This is a genomic window from Amycolatopsis coloradensis (assembly GCF_037997115.1).
Taxonomy (GTDB): domain Bacteria; phylum Actinomycetota; class Actinomycetes; order Mycobacteriales; family Pseudonocardiaceae; genus Amycolatopsis; species Amycolatopsis coloradensis_A.
On record NZ_CP150484.1, the window covers coordinates 8,145,403 to 8,161,023 of the forward strand.

Annotated in this window: 15 protein-coding genes; 6 read left to right on the forward strand and 9 right to left on the reverse strand. The window is 69.9% G+C overall.

All coding sequences use genetic code 11. The annotated features are described in order from the left end of the window. The 5 genes from LCL61_RS38020 to LCL61_RS38040 all read left to right on the forward strand — a co-directional run. A partial coding sequence (locus tag LCL61_RS38020) for a sugar ABC transporter permease (protein WP_340684211.1) occupies positions 1-955 on the forward strand: 955 nt, incomplete at its 5' end. Continuing rightward, on the forward strand, positions 952-1,782 hold the full coding sequence (locus LCL61_RS38025) for a carbohydrate ABC transporter permease (RefSeq protein WP_219145667.1): 831 nt from the start codon (positions 952-954) through the stop codon (positions 1,780-1,782). The genes LCL61_RS38020 and LCL61_RS38025, both read left to right, overlap by 4 nt. 3 nt (positions 1,783-1,785) lie before the next feature. Then, entirely contained in the window at positions 1,786-3,228 is a 1,443-nt protein-coding gene (locus LCL61_RS38030; RefSeq protein WP_340684212.1) for a glycoside hydrolase family 3 protein, read from the forward strand. A 213-nt stretch (positions 3,229-3,441) separates the two neighbouring features. Further along, positions 3,442-5,361 carry a translation factor GTPase family protein gene (locus LCL61_RS38035; RefSeq protein ID WP_340684213.1) on the forward strand — a complete coding sequence of 640 codons (1,920 nt, stop codon included), beginning with the start codon at positions 3,442-3,444 and terminating at the stop codon, positions 5,359-5,361. Between the two features lie 16 nt (positions 5,362-5,377). Then, on the forward strand, positions 5,378-6,340 hold the full coding sequence (locus tag LCL61_RS38040) for an LLM class flavin-dependent oxidoreductase (protein WP_340684214.1): 963 nt from the start codon (positions 5,378-5,380) through the stop codon (positions 6,338-6,340). A gap of 2 nt (positions 6,341-6,342) precedes the next feature. On the opposite strand, the gene LCL61_RS38045 is transcribed toward LCL61_RS38040, so the two are convergent. The 4 genes from LCL61_RS38045 to LCL61_RS38060 all read right to left on the reverse strand — a co-directional run bounded on the left by LCL61_RS38045 (position 6,343) and on the right by LCL61_RS38060 (position 10,083). Further along, the gene (locus LCL61_RS38045) at positions 6,343-7,227 is read right to left on the reverse strand and encodes an NAD(P)-dependent oxidoreductase (RefSeq protein WP_340684215.1); all 885 of its coding nucleotides are present in this window, start codon (positions 7,225-7,227) and stop codon (positions 6,343-6,345) included. Positions 7,228-7,328: 101 nt separating this feature from the next. After that, a complete protein-coding gene (locus tag LCL61_RS38050; protein WP_340684216.1) occupies positions 7,329-8,066 on the reverse strand; it encodes a GNAT family N-acetyltransferase in 738 nt (245 codons plus the stop codon). A gap of 54 nt (positions 8,067-8,120) precedes the next feature. Next, positions 8,121-9,215, reverse strand: coding sequence for a glycosyltransferase family 4 protein (locus LCL61_RS38055; protein WP_340684217.1), 1,095 nt, complete (start codon positions 9,213-9,215; stop codon positions 8,121-8,123). Positions 9,216-9,294: 79 nt separating this feature from the next. Next, on the reverse strand, positions 9,295-10,083 hold the full coding sequence (locus tag LCL61_RS38060; protein WP_340684218.1) for an inositol monophosphatase family protein: 789 nt from the start codon (positions 10,081-10,083) through the stop codon (positions 9,295-9,297). A gap of 18 nt (positions 10,084-10,101) precedes the next feature. On the opposite strand from LCL61_RS38060, the gene LCL61_RS38065 reads away from it, so the two are divergent. Further along, positions 10,102-10,797, forward strand: a complete 696-nt coding sequence (locus LCL61_RS38065; protein ID WP_340684219.1) for a creatininase family protein — start codon at positions 10,102-10,104, stop codon at positions 10,795-10,797. On the opposite strand, the gene ribA is transcribed toward LCL61_RS38065, so the two are convergent. From ribA to LCL61_RS38090, 5 genes are read right to left on the reverse strand one after another with little or no spacing between them, the layout of a single operon-like run. Then, a complete protein-coding gene (gene ribA, locus LCL61_RS38070; protein ID WP_340684220.1) occupies positions 10,753-12,345 on the reverse strand; it encodes a GTP cyclohydrolase II in 1,593 nt (530 codons plus the stop codon). The two genes, LCL61_RS38065 and ribA, sit on opposite strands and share 45 nt — an antisense overlap. Continuing rightward, entirely contained in the window at positions 12,342-13,160 is an 819-nt protein-coding gene (locus LCL61_RS38075) for an SAM-dependent methyltransferase (protein ID WP_340684221.1), read from the reverse strand. The genes ribA and LCL61_RS38075 overlap by 4 nt, the downstream gene beginning before the upstream one ends. Then, the gene (locus tag LCL61_RS38080; RefSeq protein WP_340684222.1) at positions 13,157-14,224 is read right to left on the reverse strand and encodes a glycosyltransferase family 4 protein; all 1,068 of its coding nucleotides are present in this window, start codon (positions 14,222-14,224) and stop codon (positions 13,157-13,159) included. Before LCL61_RS38080 ends, LCL61_RS38075 begins: the two co-directional genes overlap by 4 nt. After that, positions 14,221-14,619 carry a 6-carboxytetrahydropterin synthase gene (locus LCL61_RS38085; protein WP_340684223.1) on the reverse strand — a complete coding sequence of 133 codons (399 nt, stop codon included), beginning with the start codon at positions 14,617-14,619 and terminating at the stop codon, positions 14,221-14,223. Before LCL61_RS38085 ends, LCL61_RS38080 begins: the two co-directional genes overlap by 4 nt. A gap of 21 nt (positions 14,620-14,640) precedes the next feature. Continuing rightward, positions 14,641-15,621, reverse strand: a complete 981-nt coding sequence (locus LCL61_RS38090; protein ID WP_340684224.1) for a dehydrogenase — start codon at positions 15,619-15,621, stop codon at positions 14,641-14,643.

Genomic DNA, 15,621 nt, shown 5'->3' on the forward strand with positions numbered 1-15,621 from the left:
ACCATCGGCGCGCTCGGCATCGCCGCGCATCAAGCCGCCGAAGTCCACCCGGCGCCTCCGTCTCGGCGAACGGACGGCGCCGTACCTGTTGATCCTTCCCGCACTGGTCGCGATCCTCGCCCTGCTGGGGTGGCCGACGCTGCAACTGGTCGGGATCAGTCTCCGCAAGCTCGACCTCCGTGAGCTGGTCTCCGGAGAAATGGTCTGGGTCGGGTTCGAGAACTTCTCCGCGATCCTGTCCGACCCCGAATTCTGGGAGATCACCGTCCGCACGCTGGTGTTCACCGCCGCGGTCGTGATCACCACCCTGCTGCTCGCGCTGTTCATGGCGTTGCTGATGCGGCACCTCAACCCGGTGGTCCGGGTGATCCTTCAAGTCGCGCTGATCCTCGCGTGGGCGACGCCGGTGGTCGCGACCACCACGGTCTTCCAGTGGATCTTCGACCAGCAGTACGGGATCCTGAACAAGACGCTCGCGAAACTCGGCTTCGAGCAGTTCATCGGGCATTCCTGGTTCTCCACCGGCCCGAGCACACTGACCGTCATCGGCCTGCTGGTCGTCTGGCAGGCGGTGCCGTTCGTGGCGTTCACGCTCTACGCCGGGCTTCTCGGCGTCCCGAAGGAGCAGTACGAGGCCGCCGGCATCGACGGCGCGAACGCCTGGCAGGCGTTCTGGGCGGTCAGCTGGCCGGCGATCCGGCCGATCCTGACCATGGTCACGTTCCTGTCGGTCCTGTGGGACTTCAAGGTGTTCGCCCAGGTGTGGGCGATCCGTCAAGGCGGGCCGGACGGCGCCAGCACGACGCTGCCGGTCTACATGTACCTCAAGGGCCTCGCGGGCAACCACTTCGGCCTGGCGGCGACCGCCGCCCTGCTGATGATGCTCGTGCTGATCCTGCTCACCGCCCGGTACGTCCAGCTGCTGGTGCGCACGAAGGAGGCCGACCTGTCATGAGGAAGTCCCTGACCCAGCGGATCGGCCTCGGCACGCTCGGCGTGGTCGTGGCCGTCCTGTTCGTCTTCCCGACGTACTGGATGATCACCTCCTCGCTGAAGACACCGGGCCAGGTCCTGTCCCCGGACTACGACCTGATCCCGCTCTCGGTGACGTTCGACAACTTCGTCTCGGCGCTGACGAAGCCCGGCTTCGCCACGTACCTCACCAACAGCCTGATCGTCACGATCGGCGCGGTGCTGTGCTCGCTCGTCGCGGGTGTGCTGGCCGCGGTCCCCTTGTCCCGTATGCGTTTTCGCGGGCGTAAGGGGTTCCTGCTGCTGGTGCTCGTCGCTCAACTGGCGCCGTTCGAAGCGCTGCTGATCCCGATGTACCTGCTGATGCGCGACGCCGGGCTGCTCAACCAGCTGCCTTCGCTGCTGCTGGTGTACTTCGCGGCGACGCTGCCTTTCACGTGCTGGATGCTCTACGGCTTCGTCAACGGCATCCCGTACGACCTCGAAGAGGCCGCGATGATCGACGGATGCAGCCGGGCGGGCGCCTTCCGCCGGGTGACGCTGCCGTTGCTCGCGCCGGGACTGGTGACCACCTCGGTGTTCAGTTTCATCACCGCGTGGAACGAGTTCCTGTTCGCGTTCGTGTTCATGCGCGACCAGAACAAGCAGACGCTGCCGGTGTGGCTGTCCTCGTTCCGCACGGCGTTCTCCGTGGACTGGGGCGGCATCATGGCGGCGTCGGTCATCTACGCCGTGCCCGCACTGGTGTTCTTCATCATCGTTCAGCGCAAGCTCGTGTCCAACCTGACCGCTGGCGCAGTGAAGGGGTAATCCTTGTCTTCACCGGAAAAGCTCGCCGCATCCGTTCTCGTCCCGGGCTTCGACGGCACGACCGCGCCGGATTGGCTGCGGCGCAAGGTGGCCGACGGTCTCGGCGGCGCGATCCTGTTCGGCCGCAACGTGGTCGACGACGAGCAGGTGGCCGCGCTGAGCGCGCAGCTGCGGGCGGAACGGCCCGGCGTGCTCGTCGGCATCGACGAGGAGGGCGGTGACGTCACCCGGCTCGACGTCGCCACCGGCTCGTTCGTGCCGGGGCCGCTCGCACTCGGCGCCGCGGACGACGTCGAGCTGACGACCTCGGTCGCGGCGGCGCTCGGCGAACGGCTGGCCGCGTGCGGGGTCACGATCAACTTCGCCCCGTGCGCGGATCTGACGCTCGCGGCGGAGGATCCCTCGATCGGGGTCCGCGCGTTCGGTTCGGATCCGGTGAAGGCGTCGCCGCATGTCGCGGCGTACATCACCGGCCTGCAGAAGTACGGCGTGGCCGCGTCGGCCAAGCACTTCCCCGGGCACGGTGCCGCGACCGACGATTCGCACCACGCGCTCCCGGTCTTGCCCAGGACCGAGGCGGAACTGCACGAACTCGAACTCGTCCCGTTCAAGGCGGCGATCGCGGCGGGAGTGCGCGCGGTGATGACCGGGCACCTCGTCGTGCCCGCGTGGGGTGATCTGCCCGCGACGCTCAACCCGAAGGCGCTCACCGACGTCCTGCGCGGCGAACTCGGCTTCACCGGCGCGGTGGTCACCGACGCGCTCGACATGGGTGCCGTCGCCGGCGAACTCGGCAAGACCGAGGGGGTCGGCCGGGCGTCGGTGCGGGCGCTGATCGCCGGTGCCGACGCGCTCTGCCTCGGCGGTGTGTCGTTCGAAGAGGACGAGCTGAACCGGATCGCGGCGGTCATCGCGGCCGCCGTCGAGTCCGGTGAACTGCCGCTGGAGCGGCTGGCCGAGGCGTCGGAGCGGGTCGCGACGCTCGGCACTCCCCCGGTGTCGACGCCGATCTCGCCGGTGGATCATCGGCTCGGCCTGGAGGCGGCGCGCAAGGCGTTGCGGATCCAGGGTTCGCCGAAGCTGGCCGGGCCACCGCTGGTGATCGACATCGAGACCGAGCCGATCGTCGCGGCGGGCCCGATGCCGTGGGGACTCGGCTCGCATCTGACCGAACTCGTGCCCGGCACGCGGGCGCTCAAGGTCGGCGCGGACGGGATCGCGACCGCGATCGAGGCCGTCCACGGCGCCCGCGACCTCGTGATCGTGACGCGCGAGGCGCACCGGCACCCCGAGGTGCGCGAGTTCCTCGGCTGGCTGCGAGAGTCCACTGTGGACTACATCCGGGTCGAGACCGGCGTGCCGGGGCCGGAGACCGACGGCCCGCGGATCGACACGTTCAGCGGGTCCTACGTCAGCCTCCGGGCCGCGGCTGAGTACTTGGCCTGATCCCTCTCGCATTTCGTCCTCTGTCTGCGGTACATGCACACGCAAGTACCGCGTTCAGAGGACGAAACGCGTTCGAGGGTAATTCGGTTGCGGTACCGGATCAGAGGTGTTGTAGTCCTGAGGATCGGTTCCCGGCCTAGGAGATGATCGTCTTGCGAGTGTCCACGTCCTTCCATCAGGTAATTCCCGCCTACCTCGAGGACAAGACCACTCGTGAAGACCCTCAATCTGGGGATTCTGGCGCATGTTGACGCCGGGAAGACGAGCCTGACCGAGCGGCTGTTGCACACCGCCGGGATCATCGGCGAACCGGGCAGCGTCGACGACGGCAGCACGCAGACCGACACACTGGCGCTCGAACGCGCCCGCGGCATCACCATCAAGGCGGCCGTGGTCTCGTTCGCCCTCGGCGACGTCACCGTCAACCTGATCGACACCCCCGGCCACCCCGATTTCATCGCCGAGGTCGAACGCGCGCTCGGCGTGCTCGACGGCGCCGTCCTGGTGCTTTCGGCGGTCGAAGGCGTCCAGGCGCAGACCCGTGTCCTGATGCGGACGCTGCGACGGCTGGGCATCCCGGTGCTGCTGTTCGTGAACAAACTGGACCGCCGAGGAGCCGATCCCGGCAGGGTGTTCCAGGAAATCACCGCGAAACTCACGCCGTCGGCGATCGCGATGGACCCGATGGAACCCGATCGGGTGATCGACCTTCTGGCGACCCTCGACGAGGACTTCCTCACCGAGTACCTCACCGCCCCGGACGCGTTCACGCCGTCGCGGCTCCGCGCCGAACTGACTGCGAAAGTCGCCGAAGGTCTCGCTCATCCGGTCTACTTCGGGTCCGCGATCACCGGCGCCGGGATCGACGCGCTCCGCGACGGTATCGAGAACCTGTTGCCCGCCGAGGAAAGCGACGTCGACGGGCCGCTGTCCGGCACGGTGTTCAAAGTCGAGCGCGCGCCGGGCGGTGAGAAGATCGCCTACGTGCGGCTGTTCTCCGGCAGCGTCGCCGTGCGCGACAAGGTCCCGCTCGGGGACGGCGAAGGCAAGGTCACCGCGATCAGCGTCTTCGACAACGGCTCAGCCGTGCCGTCGGGATCGGTCGACGCCGGGCGGATCGCGAAGCTTTCGGGGCTCGATGTCCGGATCGGAGACATGCTCGGGGCCCGGGCGCGAGTGCGGGAAGCGCTGTTCTCGCCACCCACACTGGAAACCGTCGTCTCGCCGGTGCGCCCGTCCGATCGCGGGCCACTGCACCAGGCGCTCACCCGGCTGACCGAGCAGGACCCCCTGATCGGCCTGCGGCACGACGAGGTCCGCCAGGAGACTTCCGTTTCGCTGTACGGAGAAGTGCAGAAAGAGGTCATACAGGCGACGCTCGCGGACGAGTACGGCCTCGACGTCACGTTCAGTGAGACGACCACGATCTGCGTCGAGCACGTCTCCGGCACCGGGTCGGCCGCCGAACTCATCGGCAAGGCGCCGAATCCCTTTCTGGCGACGGTCGGGCTCCGTGTCGGACCGGGGTCACCCGGAAGCGGGATCTCGTTCCAGCTGGAGGTCGAACTCGGCTCCATGCCGTATTCCTTCGTCAAAGCCGTGGAGGAAACGGTGAAGGAGACACTGCGCGAAGGCCTCCACGGCTGGGAGGTGCTCGATTGCGTGGTGACGATGACGCATTCGGGTTATTACGCCCGGCAAAGCCATGCGCACGGCACCTTCGACAAGAGCATGTCCAGCACCGCGGGCGATTTCCGCGACCTGACGCCGTTGGTGCTGATGGCGGCACTGCGCGAGGCCGGGACGACCGTGCACGAACCGATGCACCGGTTCTTCCTCCAGGCCCCGGCCGACACCCTCGGCCCGGTCACCGCCCTGCTGGCGCAGGCTCGTGCCGTCCCGCGTACGACGGTCACGAAAGCCGGGACAGCGGAGCTGGAAGGCGAGATCCCGGCGGCGAAAACCCATGAGGTGCATCAGTTCCTGCCTTCGGCGGCCCGGGGCGAAGGCACGATGGAGACCGCCTTCCACGGCTACCGGCCTGTCCGGGGTGCCGCGCCGTCACGGTCGAGGACCGACCAAAACCCGTTGAACCGCAAGGAATACCTGCTACGCGTGCTGCGGCGCGTCTGAGGGATCGGAGAACGTCATGGTTTCACGGCTCGGGGTCAGGATCCCGCGCGAGCTGCCCGCCGCCCGGCTGACCGGCCTCGCCCGGCGCGCGGAACAGGAAGGCCTGGACGAGGTCTGGATCGTCGAGGACTGCTTCTACGCGGGCGGGATCGCGACGGCGTCGGCGGTGCTGGCGGCGACCGAGAAGATCACGCTCGGCATCGGCATCATGCCCGCCGTGGCGAGGAACCCGGCCATCGCGGCCATGGAGATCGCGGCGCTGGCGGAGCTGTACCCGGGACGGCTGATCGCCGGGTTCGGGCACGGGGTGCCGAGCTGGATGCGCCAGATCGACGCGTGGCCGAAGTCGGCGCTGGCGGCGTTCGAGGAGACGCTGACGGTCGTCCGGCGGCTGCTGGCGGGCGAGCGCGTCTCCTTCGAGGGCGAGCACGTCCGGCTCGACGAGGTCGAGCTGGAGTTCCCGCCCGCGCTGCCGCCGAAGCTCGTCGCCGGCGTCCGCGGGCCGAAGTCGCTCGCCGCGGCGGGCCGGGTCGCCGACGGGACGCTGCTCGCCGAACCGGCGACCCCGGAGTACGTCCGCGCGACGCGGGACCTCATCGGCGTCGAAGGCCATTCGATCGCCACCTACAACTGGCTGGCCCTCGACGCCGATCCCGAACGGGCCCGCGAGCGCGCCCGGGCCGACGTCGCTTCCGCGATCGGGCCGAACTCGGGGCCGGCGCTGGAACCGCTGGACTTCGGCGCCGAACTGCTGGCCGAGGTCAAGGCCTCCACCGACCGGAAGGACCTGGCGCGGCGGCTGCGGCCCGAGTGGATCGACCGGCTGAGCATCAGCGGGCCGCTCGACCGCTGTGTCGAGCAGATCCGCGCGCTGTACGCGGCCGGGACCGAATCCGTCATCCTGCTCCCCTTGCTCGGCGAGCCGGAGGAGGAGTCCTTCGCCGCGGCGGGCCGGATCGCGTCGGCCCTGCGCGGCTGACCTCACCGCGTTTCGTCCTCTGAATGCGGCCGGGCGTCGAGCGCCCTGATCACGGCGACCATGTCCTCCGCGCCGTAACCGAGCCGCGCGGTCTCGGCGTAGAGGGCGTGGGACGCCTCGATCAGCGGCAACTCGAGTCCCGTCTCCCTCGCCGCGGCCGCGATCAGCTCGACATTGGCCAGGACGTTCGCGATCGAGGCCTGCGGCGCGAAATCCTCCTCGACGAGTTTGGGCGCCTTGACCCGCAGGATCGGGCTGGCCAGCTGGCCCGCGCCGAGGACGTCGGCGAGCAGACGGAGATCGAGTTCGTGGGCCCGGGCGAAGCGCACGGTCTCGGCCAGGCTCGTCACGACCGCGGTCAAATGCACGTTGACCGCCAGCTTCATCAGGAGCCCGTCGGGCACCGGCCCGCAGCGCACCGTTTCCCGGCACATCGGCGCGAACAGCTCCCGGACCTCCTCGATCGTGCCGGGATCCCCCGCGAGCATGGCGACCAGCTCACCCGCCTCCGCCGGGATCCGCGAGCCGGAGACCGGCGCTTCCACGTACTTCGCCCCGGCCGCGAGGAGCTCGGCCTCGAGATCACGGGAGTGGCCCGGCGCCGTCGTTCCCATGTGGACGATCGTGCGGCCGGCCACCCGGCCGCCGAACGCGGGCCCGCCGCGGTCGAGCACGGCGTCGACGGCGTCCGCGTCCTTGAGCATCAGGATCACGACGTCACACCGCGCGAAGAGCTCTGCCACGTCCTCGACCGCCTCCGCCACCCGGCCCGCTTTGCCCGGGGTACGATTCCACACGAGCAACGGGATTCCGGCGCGCGCCAGGTTCAGTGCCATCGGCTCGCCCATACTGCCCAGCCCGGCGAAACCGACTCGCGAGATATCCATGAGCCCACTTTGCGGCACGGCCTTGTCCCGGCGCGGCCGATGAGACGATCCTGCCGGAAGTCGCGAGGAACATGGCGGCCCGCCCCGCCCGGCACCGCGGCTCAGAACGGGTGCTCCATCCACACGTTCGCCTCCACGTACACCCCGCGGTCCCGCTCGACGTTCGCGTGCACCGGCGCGATCCCGCCCGGGATCACGTTGTCGCCGTCGGCGAGTTTGACCCCGGTCCACTCGTGCCAGTCCGCGATCGAGCCCGAGATCGTCACCGCGAACGGGCACACCTTGATCATCCGCGCGCCGAGCCGTTCGTGGGTGCGCAGCCAGCGGTCGGCGAACAGGCCGTCCTCGCGCCGCCGGACGGCGTACTCCTCCATGGGCACATCGGGTTCGTCCTCCTTGCCGATCGGGCGTACGGAGACGATCAGCCGCTTCAGCCCCGTCTCGGCCGCGCGCGCCTTCAGTGCCTTCAGCATCGGCGTGGACAAGCCCGTCCCGCGCATCCGTGGCGCCACGACGACTTCGAGGGCGCACAGGGTGTCCGGCGCGCGGCCGTCCATGAGATCCTGCGCGGCCCACTGGATCGCCTCGTCCCAGCCGTGCGCCGGTAGTTCGCGGCGGTCCGCGGCCGGATAGGTCAGCGGGACCGACAGCGCCCGCGCGATCGGTTCGCCGTCGTCGTCGAGCGCGATCAGGAAGTACCGGGACCAGTGGCGCAGGAACCGTTCCGGCGTGATCATCTTGCCGCTGAACCCGGCGTAGATGAACTCACCGCCGACATCGCCGAGATTCACCGCGGGTTCGAGGAGATCGGGACGGGACGCAAGATCGACGATTCGCATGCCGCCAAGTCAAGCGAGCCGGGGACCGGCCCGATAGCTGCTTCCGGGCGATGATCAAGCAGGCTGACGCGGCGCCGCCTGCAACCGGGAAAGGACGTCGGTGAGCCTGCCCGCGGCGACGTCCCATTCCTCCAGGACGCTGCTCCGCGCGAGCGCCGACGTCCGCAGGGAATGGCGGAGTTCGGCGTCGAGCGACCAGCGCAACAACGCCGCCGCGAGCGCCGAAGGGTTGTTCGGCGGCACCAGCAGGCCGGGGACGCCGCCGCCGGGCGCCGTGCCGAGCGCGTCGTGCGCGCCGGCGGTATCGGTGGCCACCACAGGGATTCCGCGCGCGAGCGCCTCGGCGACGACCAGCCCGGACGTGCCGCCGCGAGCGGGCAGGACGAGCAGATCCGCGCCGTCGTAGACCAGGTCGAGGTCGTCCGGCGGCTGGATGAGACTGATCCGGGAAGCGAGCCCGAGCCGTTCGACCGTCCAGCGCAGTTCGTCGACGTAGGCGGGATCGTGATGGGTCGCGCCGGCGAACACGCATTTGAACGCCAGTTCGTCGATCGTCGAAAGCGCGCGGATGAGCACGTCCTGGCCGTGCCGCGCGGTCATGGGCGCGAGACACAGCAGCCGGGACACGCCGTCTGCCCCGGTGGCGAGCGGGGCCGCGTCCGTGCCGGGTGTCGCGACGTAGACCCGCGTCGGGTCGAGGTCGTGCCGGTCGATCAGCTGGCGCGCGAGCCACGGCCCGGTGGCGACGATCATCCCCGTCAGCCGCAGGGTCTCCCGTTCGCACGCGTCGAGTTCGGCGGCCTGCGCCGGATCGAGCGCGGGATCGTCGGCGAGCGGCCGGTGGACCAGGACGGCCAGCCGCAGCCGCCGCGCGTGCGGGACCACGATCTCCGGCACCCCGCAGGCGACCGTGCCGTCGATCAGGACGATGGTGTCGTCGGGCAGCGCGGCGAGCGAACGGGCCAGCCTCGACCGGGACAGCGGCCCCGGCATCGGCCATTCGCCGGCGATCGGCAGTTCCAGCAGCGGGAGGCCGGTGGCCGGGAGGTTCTGGCACATCCGGCGGTCGTATTCACCGCTGGTGTCCTCGGTGTCCCCCGGCAGGACGAAGACGACCGGTTCGGTCACGCGGACATTCGAGGTGAACACGGTTACCTCCAGATGCGGGGCGCCTTATCTGGAGACACGGATACGAAGCCCGTCCGGTTCATTTCCGGCGTGACGAAGTTCAGCCCGCCGCGCGCGCAATCGCGCCGACGATCTCGTCACGCAGCCCGGCACCGACCGCGATGGTGGCCGCCGAACGCACCGTGTGGTCGCCGCCGTCGGTGTCGACGACCACTCCCCCGGCCTCCCGTACGAGCAGGACACCTGCCATCGTGTCCCACGGCTGGTTGGAGAGGATGACGCTCGCGTCGAGTTTGCCCTCCGCGACCCAGGCCAGGTCGATCGCCGCGGAGCCGAGGAAGCGGACCCGCTGCACGCGGCCGCCGAGTTCGGCGAGCAGCGCCATCCGGACGCGGTTCTTGGCCTCCGCGCCCTCGCCGACCGCGAAGTCGCCGATACTCACGATCGCGTCCGACAGCTTCGTCGCTTTCGAGGCTTCAAGACGCTCTTCGCCCGCGTACGCGCCTTGCCCTTCGGCGGCGGTGTAGGTGACGTCGAGGAACGGCAGGGAGATCGCGGCGACAGTGCTCTTGAGACCGTCGACGAGCCCGAGCGAAACGCCGCACAGCGGGATGCCGCGCGCGAAGTTCGCCGTGCCGTCGACCGGGTCGAGCGCCCACCAGAGGTCCTTGTCGCCCTGATGGCCGCGTTCCTCGCCGAGGATGCCGATCTCCGGCGTCTCGCGGGCGAGGAATTCGCGGACGGCGTCCTCGACGGCGAGGTCGACGTCGGTCACCATATCGCGATCGCCTTTGGCGGCAACGGAAAACGACGTCATCGAGCGGATGATCCCGGTCGCCTTGGCGACGGCCTCGCGGGCCACGGACAACAATGCGGCGTGGTCGGTCATATGGGTACCGTAGCCGGAATGGACCTGTTCCCGACGGCCACGACGGCCGACGAGCGCATCCGCGGCGCCGAGGTCGCGGTGCTGCCCGTCGGCAGTTTCGAACAGCACGGAGCGCACCTCCCGCTCGCCACCGACGCCCTGATCGCGACGACGATCGCCGGCGCCCTCGCCGCGGCGTACCCGGTGCTGAGGCTCCCGCCGATCACGATCGGTTGCTCACACGAACACGCGGACTGGACGGGCACGGTCAGTATTTCGGCCGCGACCCTGTACGCCGTGGTGAACGACGTCGCGGCCTCCCTGCGCCGTTCCGGCGTACCGAAACTGGTGCTGGTGAACGCGCACGGCGGCAACTACGTCCTGTCCAACGTGGTCCAGGAGTCGACGTCGCCGATGGCGCTCTTCCCCGGCGTCGAGGGCTGGCAGGCGGCGCACGACGCGGCCGGGCTGGAGACGTCGCTGGACAGCGACATGCACGCCGGGGAACTGGAGACCTCCCTTCTGCTGCACGCGCACCCATCGCTGGTCCGGCCCGGTTTCACCGAGGCGGATCACCTCGCCGACGACAGGCGGCACCTGCTGACGGTGGGCCTGCGCCCGTATTCGGATTCCGGGGTGGTCGGGCGGCCTTCGCGGGCGACGGCGGAGAAGGGACGGCTGGTGCTGGAGTCACTGGTGGAGAACTTCAGGGACACCCTGGCCGCGCTCAGCTGACTCGATCATGTCCAGATGCGGCAGGAAGTGGTGCATCCGCTCCTGTTTCGTCCGCAGGTACCGCAGGTTCTCGTCGTTCGGCGTGACCAGCAGCGGCACCCGCTCGCTGATCCGCACCCCGTGCTGTTTCAGCTGGTCGACCTTCTCCGGGTTGTTGGACAGCAGCCGCACCGACCGCACCCCGAGGTCGTTCAGGATCTCCGCCGCGGCACGGTAGTCGCGCGCGTCCACCGGCAGCCCCAGCGCGATGTTCGCCTCGACGGTGTCAAGACCTTCGTCCTGCAGCCGCATCGCCTTCAGCTTCGCGAGCAGGCCGATTCCGCGTCCTTCGTGGCCGTGGGCGTACACGAGGATTCCGGCCCCCTCGTCGACGATCGCTTGCAGCGCGGCGGCCAGCTGATCGCCGCATTCGCAGTGCATCGAGCTGAAGACGTCTCCGGTGAGACATTCCGAATGGACCCGCGCCAGCGCGCCGAAGGTCGCGACGTCGCCGTGCACCAGCGCCATCTGTTCGGTGCCGTCTGCGTCCAGGTACCCATACGCGCGGAAGACGCCGTATCGGGTGGGCAGTCTGGTCTCCACGACCCTCTCGACGGTCATCGGGTTTCTCCTGTCTGTTCGGTGACTCCTGACAGAACGCACGAGCAGGACGCCCGCACCGGGAAGGCTGGAGAAGAGCGCGAGCACGCCGTAGACGACGGCCACGGTGACGCCCTGCGCCGAACCGAGCCCCGCCGCGCCGAACAGCAGCGCGCAAACCCCTTCGCGCGGGCCCCAGCCGCCGATGTTCAGCGGCAGGCCCATCGCGAGCAGGGCGAGGATCATCAACGGCAGCAGGTCGCCGACCGGCGCGGTGATCCCGGCCACGCGCGCGGCGACGACGAACAGCGCGAGATGCCCGGCCAGGGTGGCGGCCGAAAGCAGGCTCACACCGGGCCAGGTCTCCTTGGCCAGCAGACCGAGCCGGACGTCGGCGAGGCTGACGGCGAACCCGCGGCGCCATTTCGATCCACTGTGGATCCACCGCTTTCCGGCCGTCATCCCGGTGACGATCAGTGTGAGGGCCAGTGCGACCACCACTATCCCGGCGCCCGTGACGACTCCATCGATGGGCGAAGGCACCACGGAAGGCGCGCTCAGCACGACGGCGACCGAAGCGCCGACGACCGCGATCTGCCCGGCGGTGCGCTCCAGCACCACCGCGCGGACGCCGCGCGGGACGTCACCGGCTTCGCGGCCGTGCCGCACGGCCCGGTTGACGTCGCCGAGGACGCCCGCGGGCAGGACACCGTTGAGGAACAACGCGCGGTAGTACTCGCCGACCGCGCTCGGCAGCGACAACCGCAGACTGAGCCGCCGCGCGACCAGGCACCAGCGCCAGGCACTGAAAACCGTGGTGGCGAAACCGATCCCGAGCGCGGCGGCGATCCCGACGGCGTCGACCTCGCGCAGCCCGGCCAGGAACGCACCCGTGCCCAGTTGCCAGACGAGCGCTCCGAGGATGCCGAGCGCGCCGAGCATCCGAAGCCACGGCCAGCACCGGTTCACGCGGGCACCATCAGGAGGTCTTCGTGCTGGATCACCGCGTTTAGCTCGCCCGCCGCGCACTGCGCGAGCCGCCACCGCAGGTAGGCGTCCCCGTCCGGCGCCAGCTCCGGCCGCTGCTCGCAGGCGGCGCCGACCCAGCCGGTGAGCCATTCCGCGGTCAGCGCGGCCTGGTCGGCCCCGAGCCGCCACGGGCTGGGAGCGCGCCGCACGGTGGCGCCGAGCCGTTCGAAGACGCCGAACGCGACGTCCACCGCGTCCGGTCCGAGCAGCCACCGGCCGTCGGTCACCCGGCGTTGGTGCGCGTTGAAGGCGTCGGAGATCTCGATGTCGAACTTGTCCTTGGGCGACAGCACCACCCGGCCCGAAACGCTCAACGTGAACAGGACCGCGCAGCCCGCTTCGACGCAGGCCTCCGCCAGCCGGGACATCTCATCGGCGGTGAGCAGGTCGAGCAGCGCCGACGCCGCCACGAGCGAGGTCCCGGCGAGGTCCTCCGCACGTAACTCGGTGATGTCACGCTGTTCGGTGACGACGGTGACCTCGCTTCCGTCCAAAGCGTGTTCCGGACGGCTGGTACGCGACAGCGCGTGGGTGAGCAGGTCGGCGTCGCGGTCGTGCAGGATCCAGCGCTGGCGGCCGGGCAGCCGCACCGCCAGCCAGCGGCCGAGCGAACCGGTGCCACAACCCAGATCCCGGATGACGACCTCGTCCCGCCCGCGCAGGAACGCGCGCACCGGTTCGATCAGCTCGGTCGCGCGGGCGGCGGCGTCGGCGTCCTCACGCAACTGGAGCCAGCTGGGGGCGTACTTGGTCATGCCGCCGTCCTTTCGCGCAGCAGAACGGCGGCGACACCGCGGGCCGTCTCGTCCCACTCCGTCAGCGTCTCGCGGCGAAGGCGGGCGGAGGCGCGAAGGCGATCACGCAGTTCAGGTTCGGTGAGCCAGCGGCGAAGGGCCGTGGCCAGCGCGTTGACGTCCTCACCGGGGACAAGCATGCCGGGCACGCTGCCGTCGGATGCCTGGCCGAGGGTGCCCGGCAGCGCGTCGACGGCGGTCGTCAGCACGGGAACGCCATGTGCGAGCGCCTCGGTGACGACCATCCCGTAGGTCTCCGCGCGCGACGGCAGCACGAGAAGGTCTGCGGCCGCGTACGTCGCTTCGAGTGCTTCGCCGGATCGCGGGCCGGCGAGGGTGAACCGATCGCCGAGCGTGTGTCGCCGCAGGCGTTCGACGTAGCGGGTCTCGCGAGGAATGGCGCCGACGCACTCACAGGTCCACGGGAACTCTTTGAGCGACTTCAACGCGTCCGCGAGCAGGCCCTGTCCCTTGCGCGGCGTCACGTTGGCGACGCAGACCAGCCGCGTCCCGTCAAGACTCCCGAAAGCGACTTCGGCCTTGTCCACCCCGGGCGGCACCACGTGCACGCGATGCGGGGCGAGGTCGTGGTGCTCGATCAGCCGTCGCGCGGCCCAAGCGCTGGTCACGACCACGGCCTCTACCGCGGTGAGCGTCTCCCGCTCCAGCCGGTCCAGCTCGGCGGCGAGCGAAGGCGACAGTCCCGTCTCGTCGGCCAGCGGGAGATGCACCAGCACCGCGATCGACAGCCGCCGCGCGGACGGCCCGATCACCTCCGGCACCCCGCAAGCGACCAGCCCGTCGAGCAGGACGGCCGAACCGTCGGGCAGTGCGGCGAGTTTGCGCGCCAGCGCCGTGCGCGCCTCGGTGCCGGGCCGCGGCCAGTTCCCGCGCACGGCGATCTCGTGGACCTCCACGCCCATCGCGGCGAGGCCGTCGCACAGCCGCCGGTCGTAGACGTTGCCGCCGCTGGGCGCGCCCACGTCGTCGATGTCGTTGGGCAGGACGACGTGGAGGCCGGTCACAGCGCACGCTCGTAACTCGCCCAGGCGACGTGGGATTCGTGCAGCGAGACGGTGAGCCCCTCGAGTCCGCGTGCCCCCTCGCCGAGCGCTCCGGTGTGGACCCGGTCGGCGAGCCTGTCCGCGATGACCTTGGCGAGGAACTCGGTCGAGGTGTTGATCCCGGCGAACTCGGGCACGTCGTCGAGGTTGCGGTAGTTCAGGTCGGCGAGCACCGCTTTGAACTCTTCGGTCGCCTTGCCGATGTCGACGACGATGTTGTCGGCGTCCAGTTCGGACCGGCGGAACGTCGCGTCCACCAGGAAGGTCGCCCCGTGCAGCCGCTGCGCGGGGCCGAAGACCTCGCCTCGGAAGCTGTGGGCGACCATGACGTGGTCGCGGACGGTGATACTGAACAACGGACCTCCCGGATCGAGCCCTTAACGCGTGTCCTCCATCTGATAGGTCACACGGAGGCAGAGCGTTCCTGGTTCATTCGCGGCCAGACGCGGCAAGACGTCCGGTAGTTGATGGAACAGACAGTGCCCGCTGACCAGCACTTCGAATCCTGGATCGGCCAGAAGGCGCAAGGCGAGCGCCAAGCGGTCGGCGTAGCTCCGGTTCAGCCGCCGGGACGGCGAGACCATGCCGACCTGGCTGCTGCGGATCGTCAGCCGCCGCGAATGGAAGTTCTCGCCGAGCGGGACACTGACGCGGCGGTCGCCGTACCAGCTCAGCTCGATGACCTCGCCCTCCGGCGCGAGCAGCTCCAGTGATCGCGCGAGCCCCGCCTCGCTCGCGCTGGCGTGCACGACGAGGTCGCAGTCACCCAGCGCGTCCTCCGGTGTCGAGAAGTCGACACCGAGCGCCTTCGCGATCTTCGCGCGCTCCGGGTCGACGTCGATCAGCTGGACCCTCGTCGCCGGGAAACCGGCCAGCAGTTTCGCGACACTGCTTCCCACCATCCCGGCGCCGACCACGGCGATCCGGTCGCCGAGTTTCGGCGACGCGTCCCAGACGGCGTTGACCGCGGTCTCGATCGTTCCCGCGAGGATCGCGCGCTCCGGCGGCACCCCGGGCGGCACCGCCGTGACGGCCGACGCCGGGACGACGTAACGCGTCTGGTGCGGGTAGAGGCAGAAGACGACCTGCCCGACCAGGTCTTCCGGACCACGTTCGACCACGCCGACATTGAGGTATCCGTACTTCACGGGACCCGGGAAGTCGCCCTCCTGGAACGGCGCGCGCATGGCCGCGCGTTGACTCGGCGGGACCTCGCCGCGGAAGACGAGCGTCTCGGTGCCCCGGCTCACGCCCGTGTACAGGGTGCGGACCAGCACTTCGCCGTCGCCGACCGGAGGGAGCGAGACCGGCCTGAGCTCACCGTCACCGGAACCACTGAACCAGAAGGCGCGTTCCAT

Coding starts and splice junctions, on each gene's coding strand:
- LCL61_RS38025 (WP_219145667.1), top strand. CDS start 952: ATGAGGAAGTCCCTGACCCAGCGGATCGGCCTCGGCACGCTCGGCGTG.
- LCL61_RS38040 (WP_340684214.1), top strand. CDS start 5,378: ATGGTTTCACGGCTCGGGGTCAGGATCCCGCGCGAGCTGCCCGCCGCC.
- LCL61_RS38045 (WP_340684215.1), bottom strand. CDS start 7,227: ATGGATATCTCGCGAGTCGGTTTCGCCGGGCTGGGCAGTATGGGCGAG.
- LCL61_RS38050 (WP_340684216.1), bottom strand. CDS start 8,066: ATGCGAATCGTCGATCTTGCGTCCCGTCCCGATCTCCTCGAACCCGCG.
- LCL61_RS38060 (WP_340684218.1), bottom strand. CDS start 10,083: ATGACCGACCACGCCGCATTGTTGTCCGTGGCCCGCGAGGCCGTCGCC.
- LCL61_RS38065 (WP_340684219.1), top strand. CDS start 10,102: ATGGACCTGTTCCCGACGGCCACGACGGCCGACGAGCGCATCCGCGGC.
- LCL61_RS38075 (WP_340684221.1), bottom strand. CDS start 13,160: ATGACCAAGTACGCCCCCAGCTGGCTCCAGTTGCGTGAGGACGCCGAC.
- LCL61_RS38090 (WP_340684224.1), bottom strand. CDS start 15,621: ATGGAACGCGCCTTCTGGTTCAGTGGTTCCGGTGACGGTGAGCTCAGG.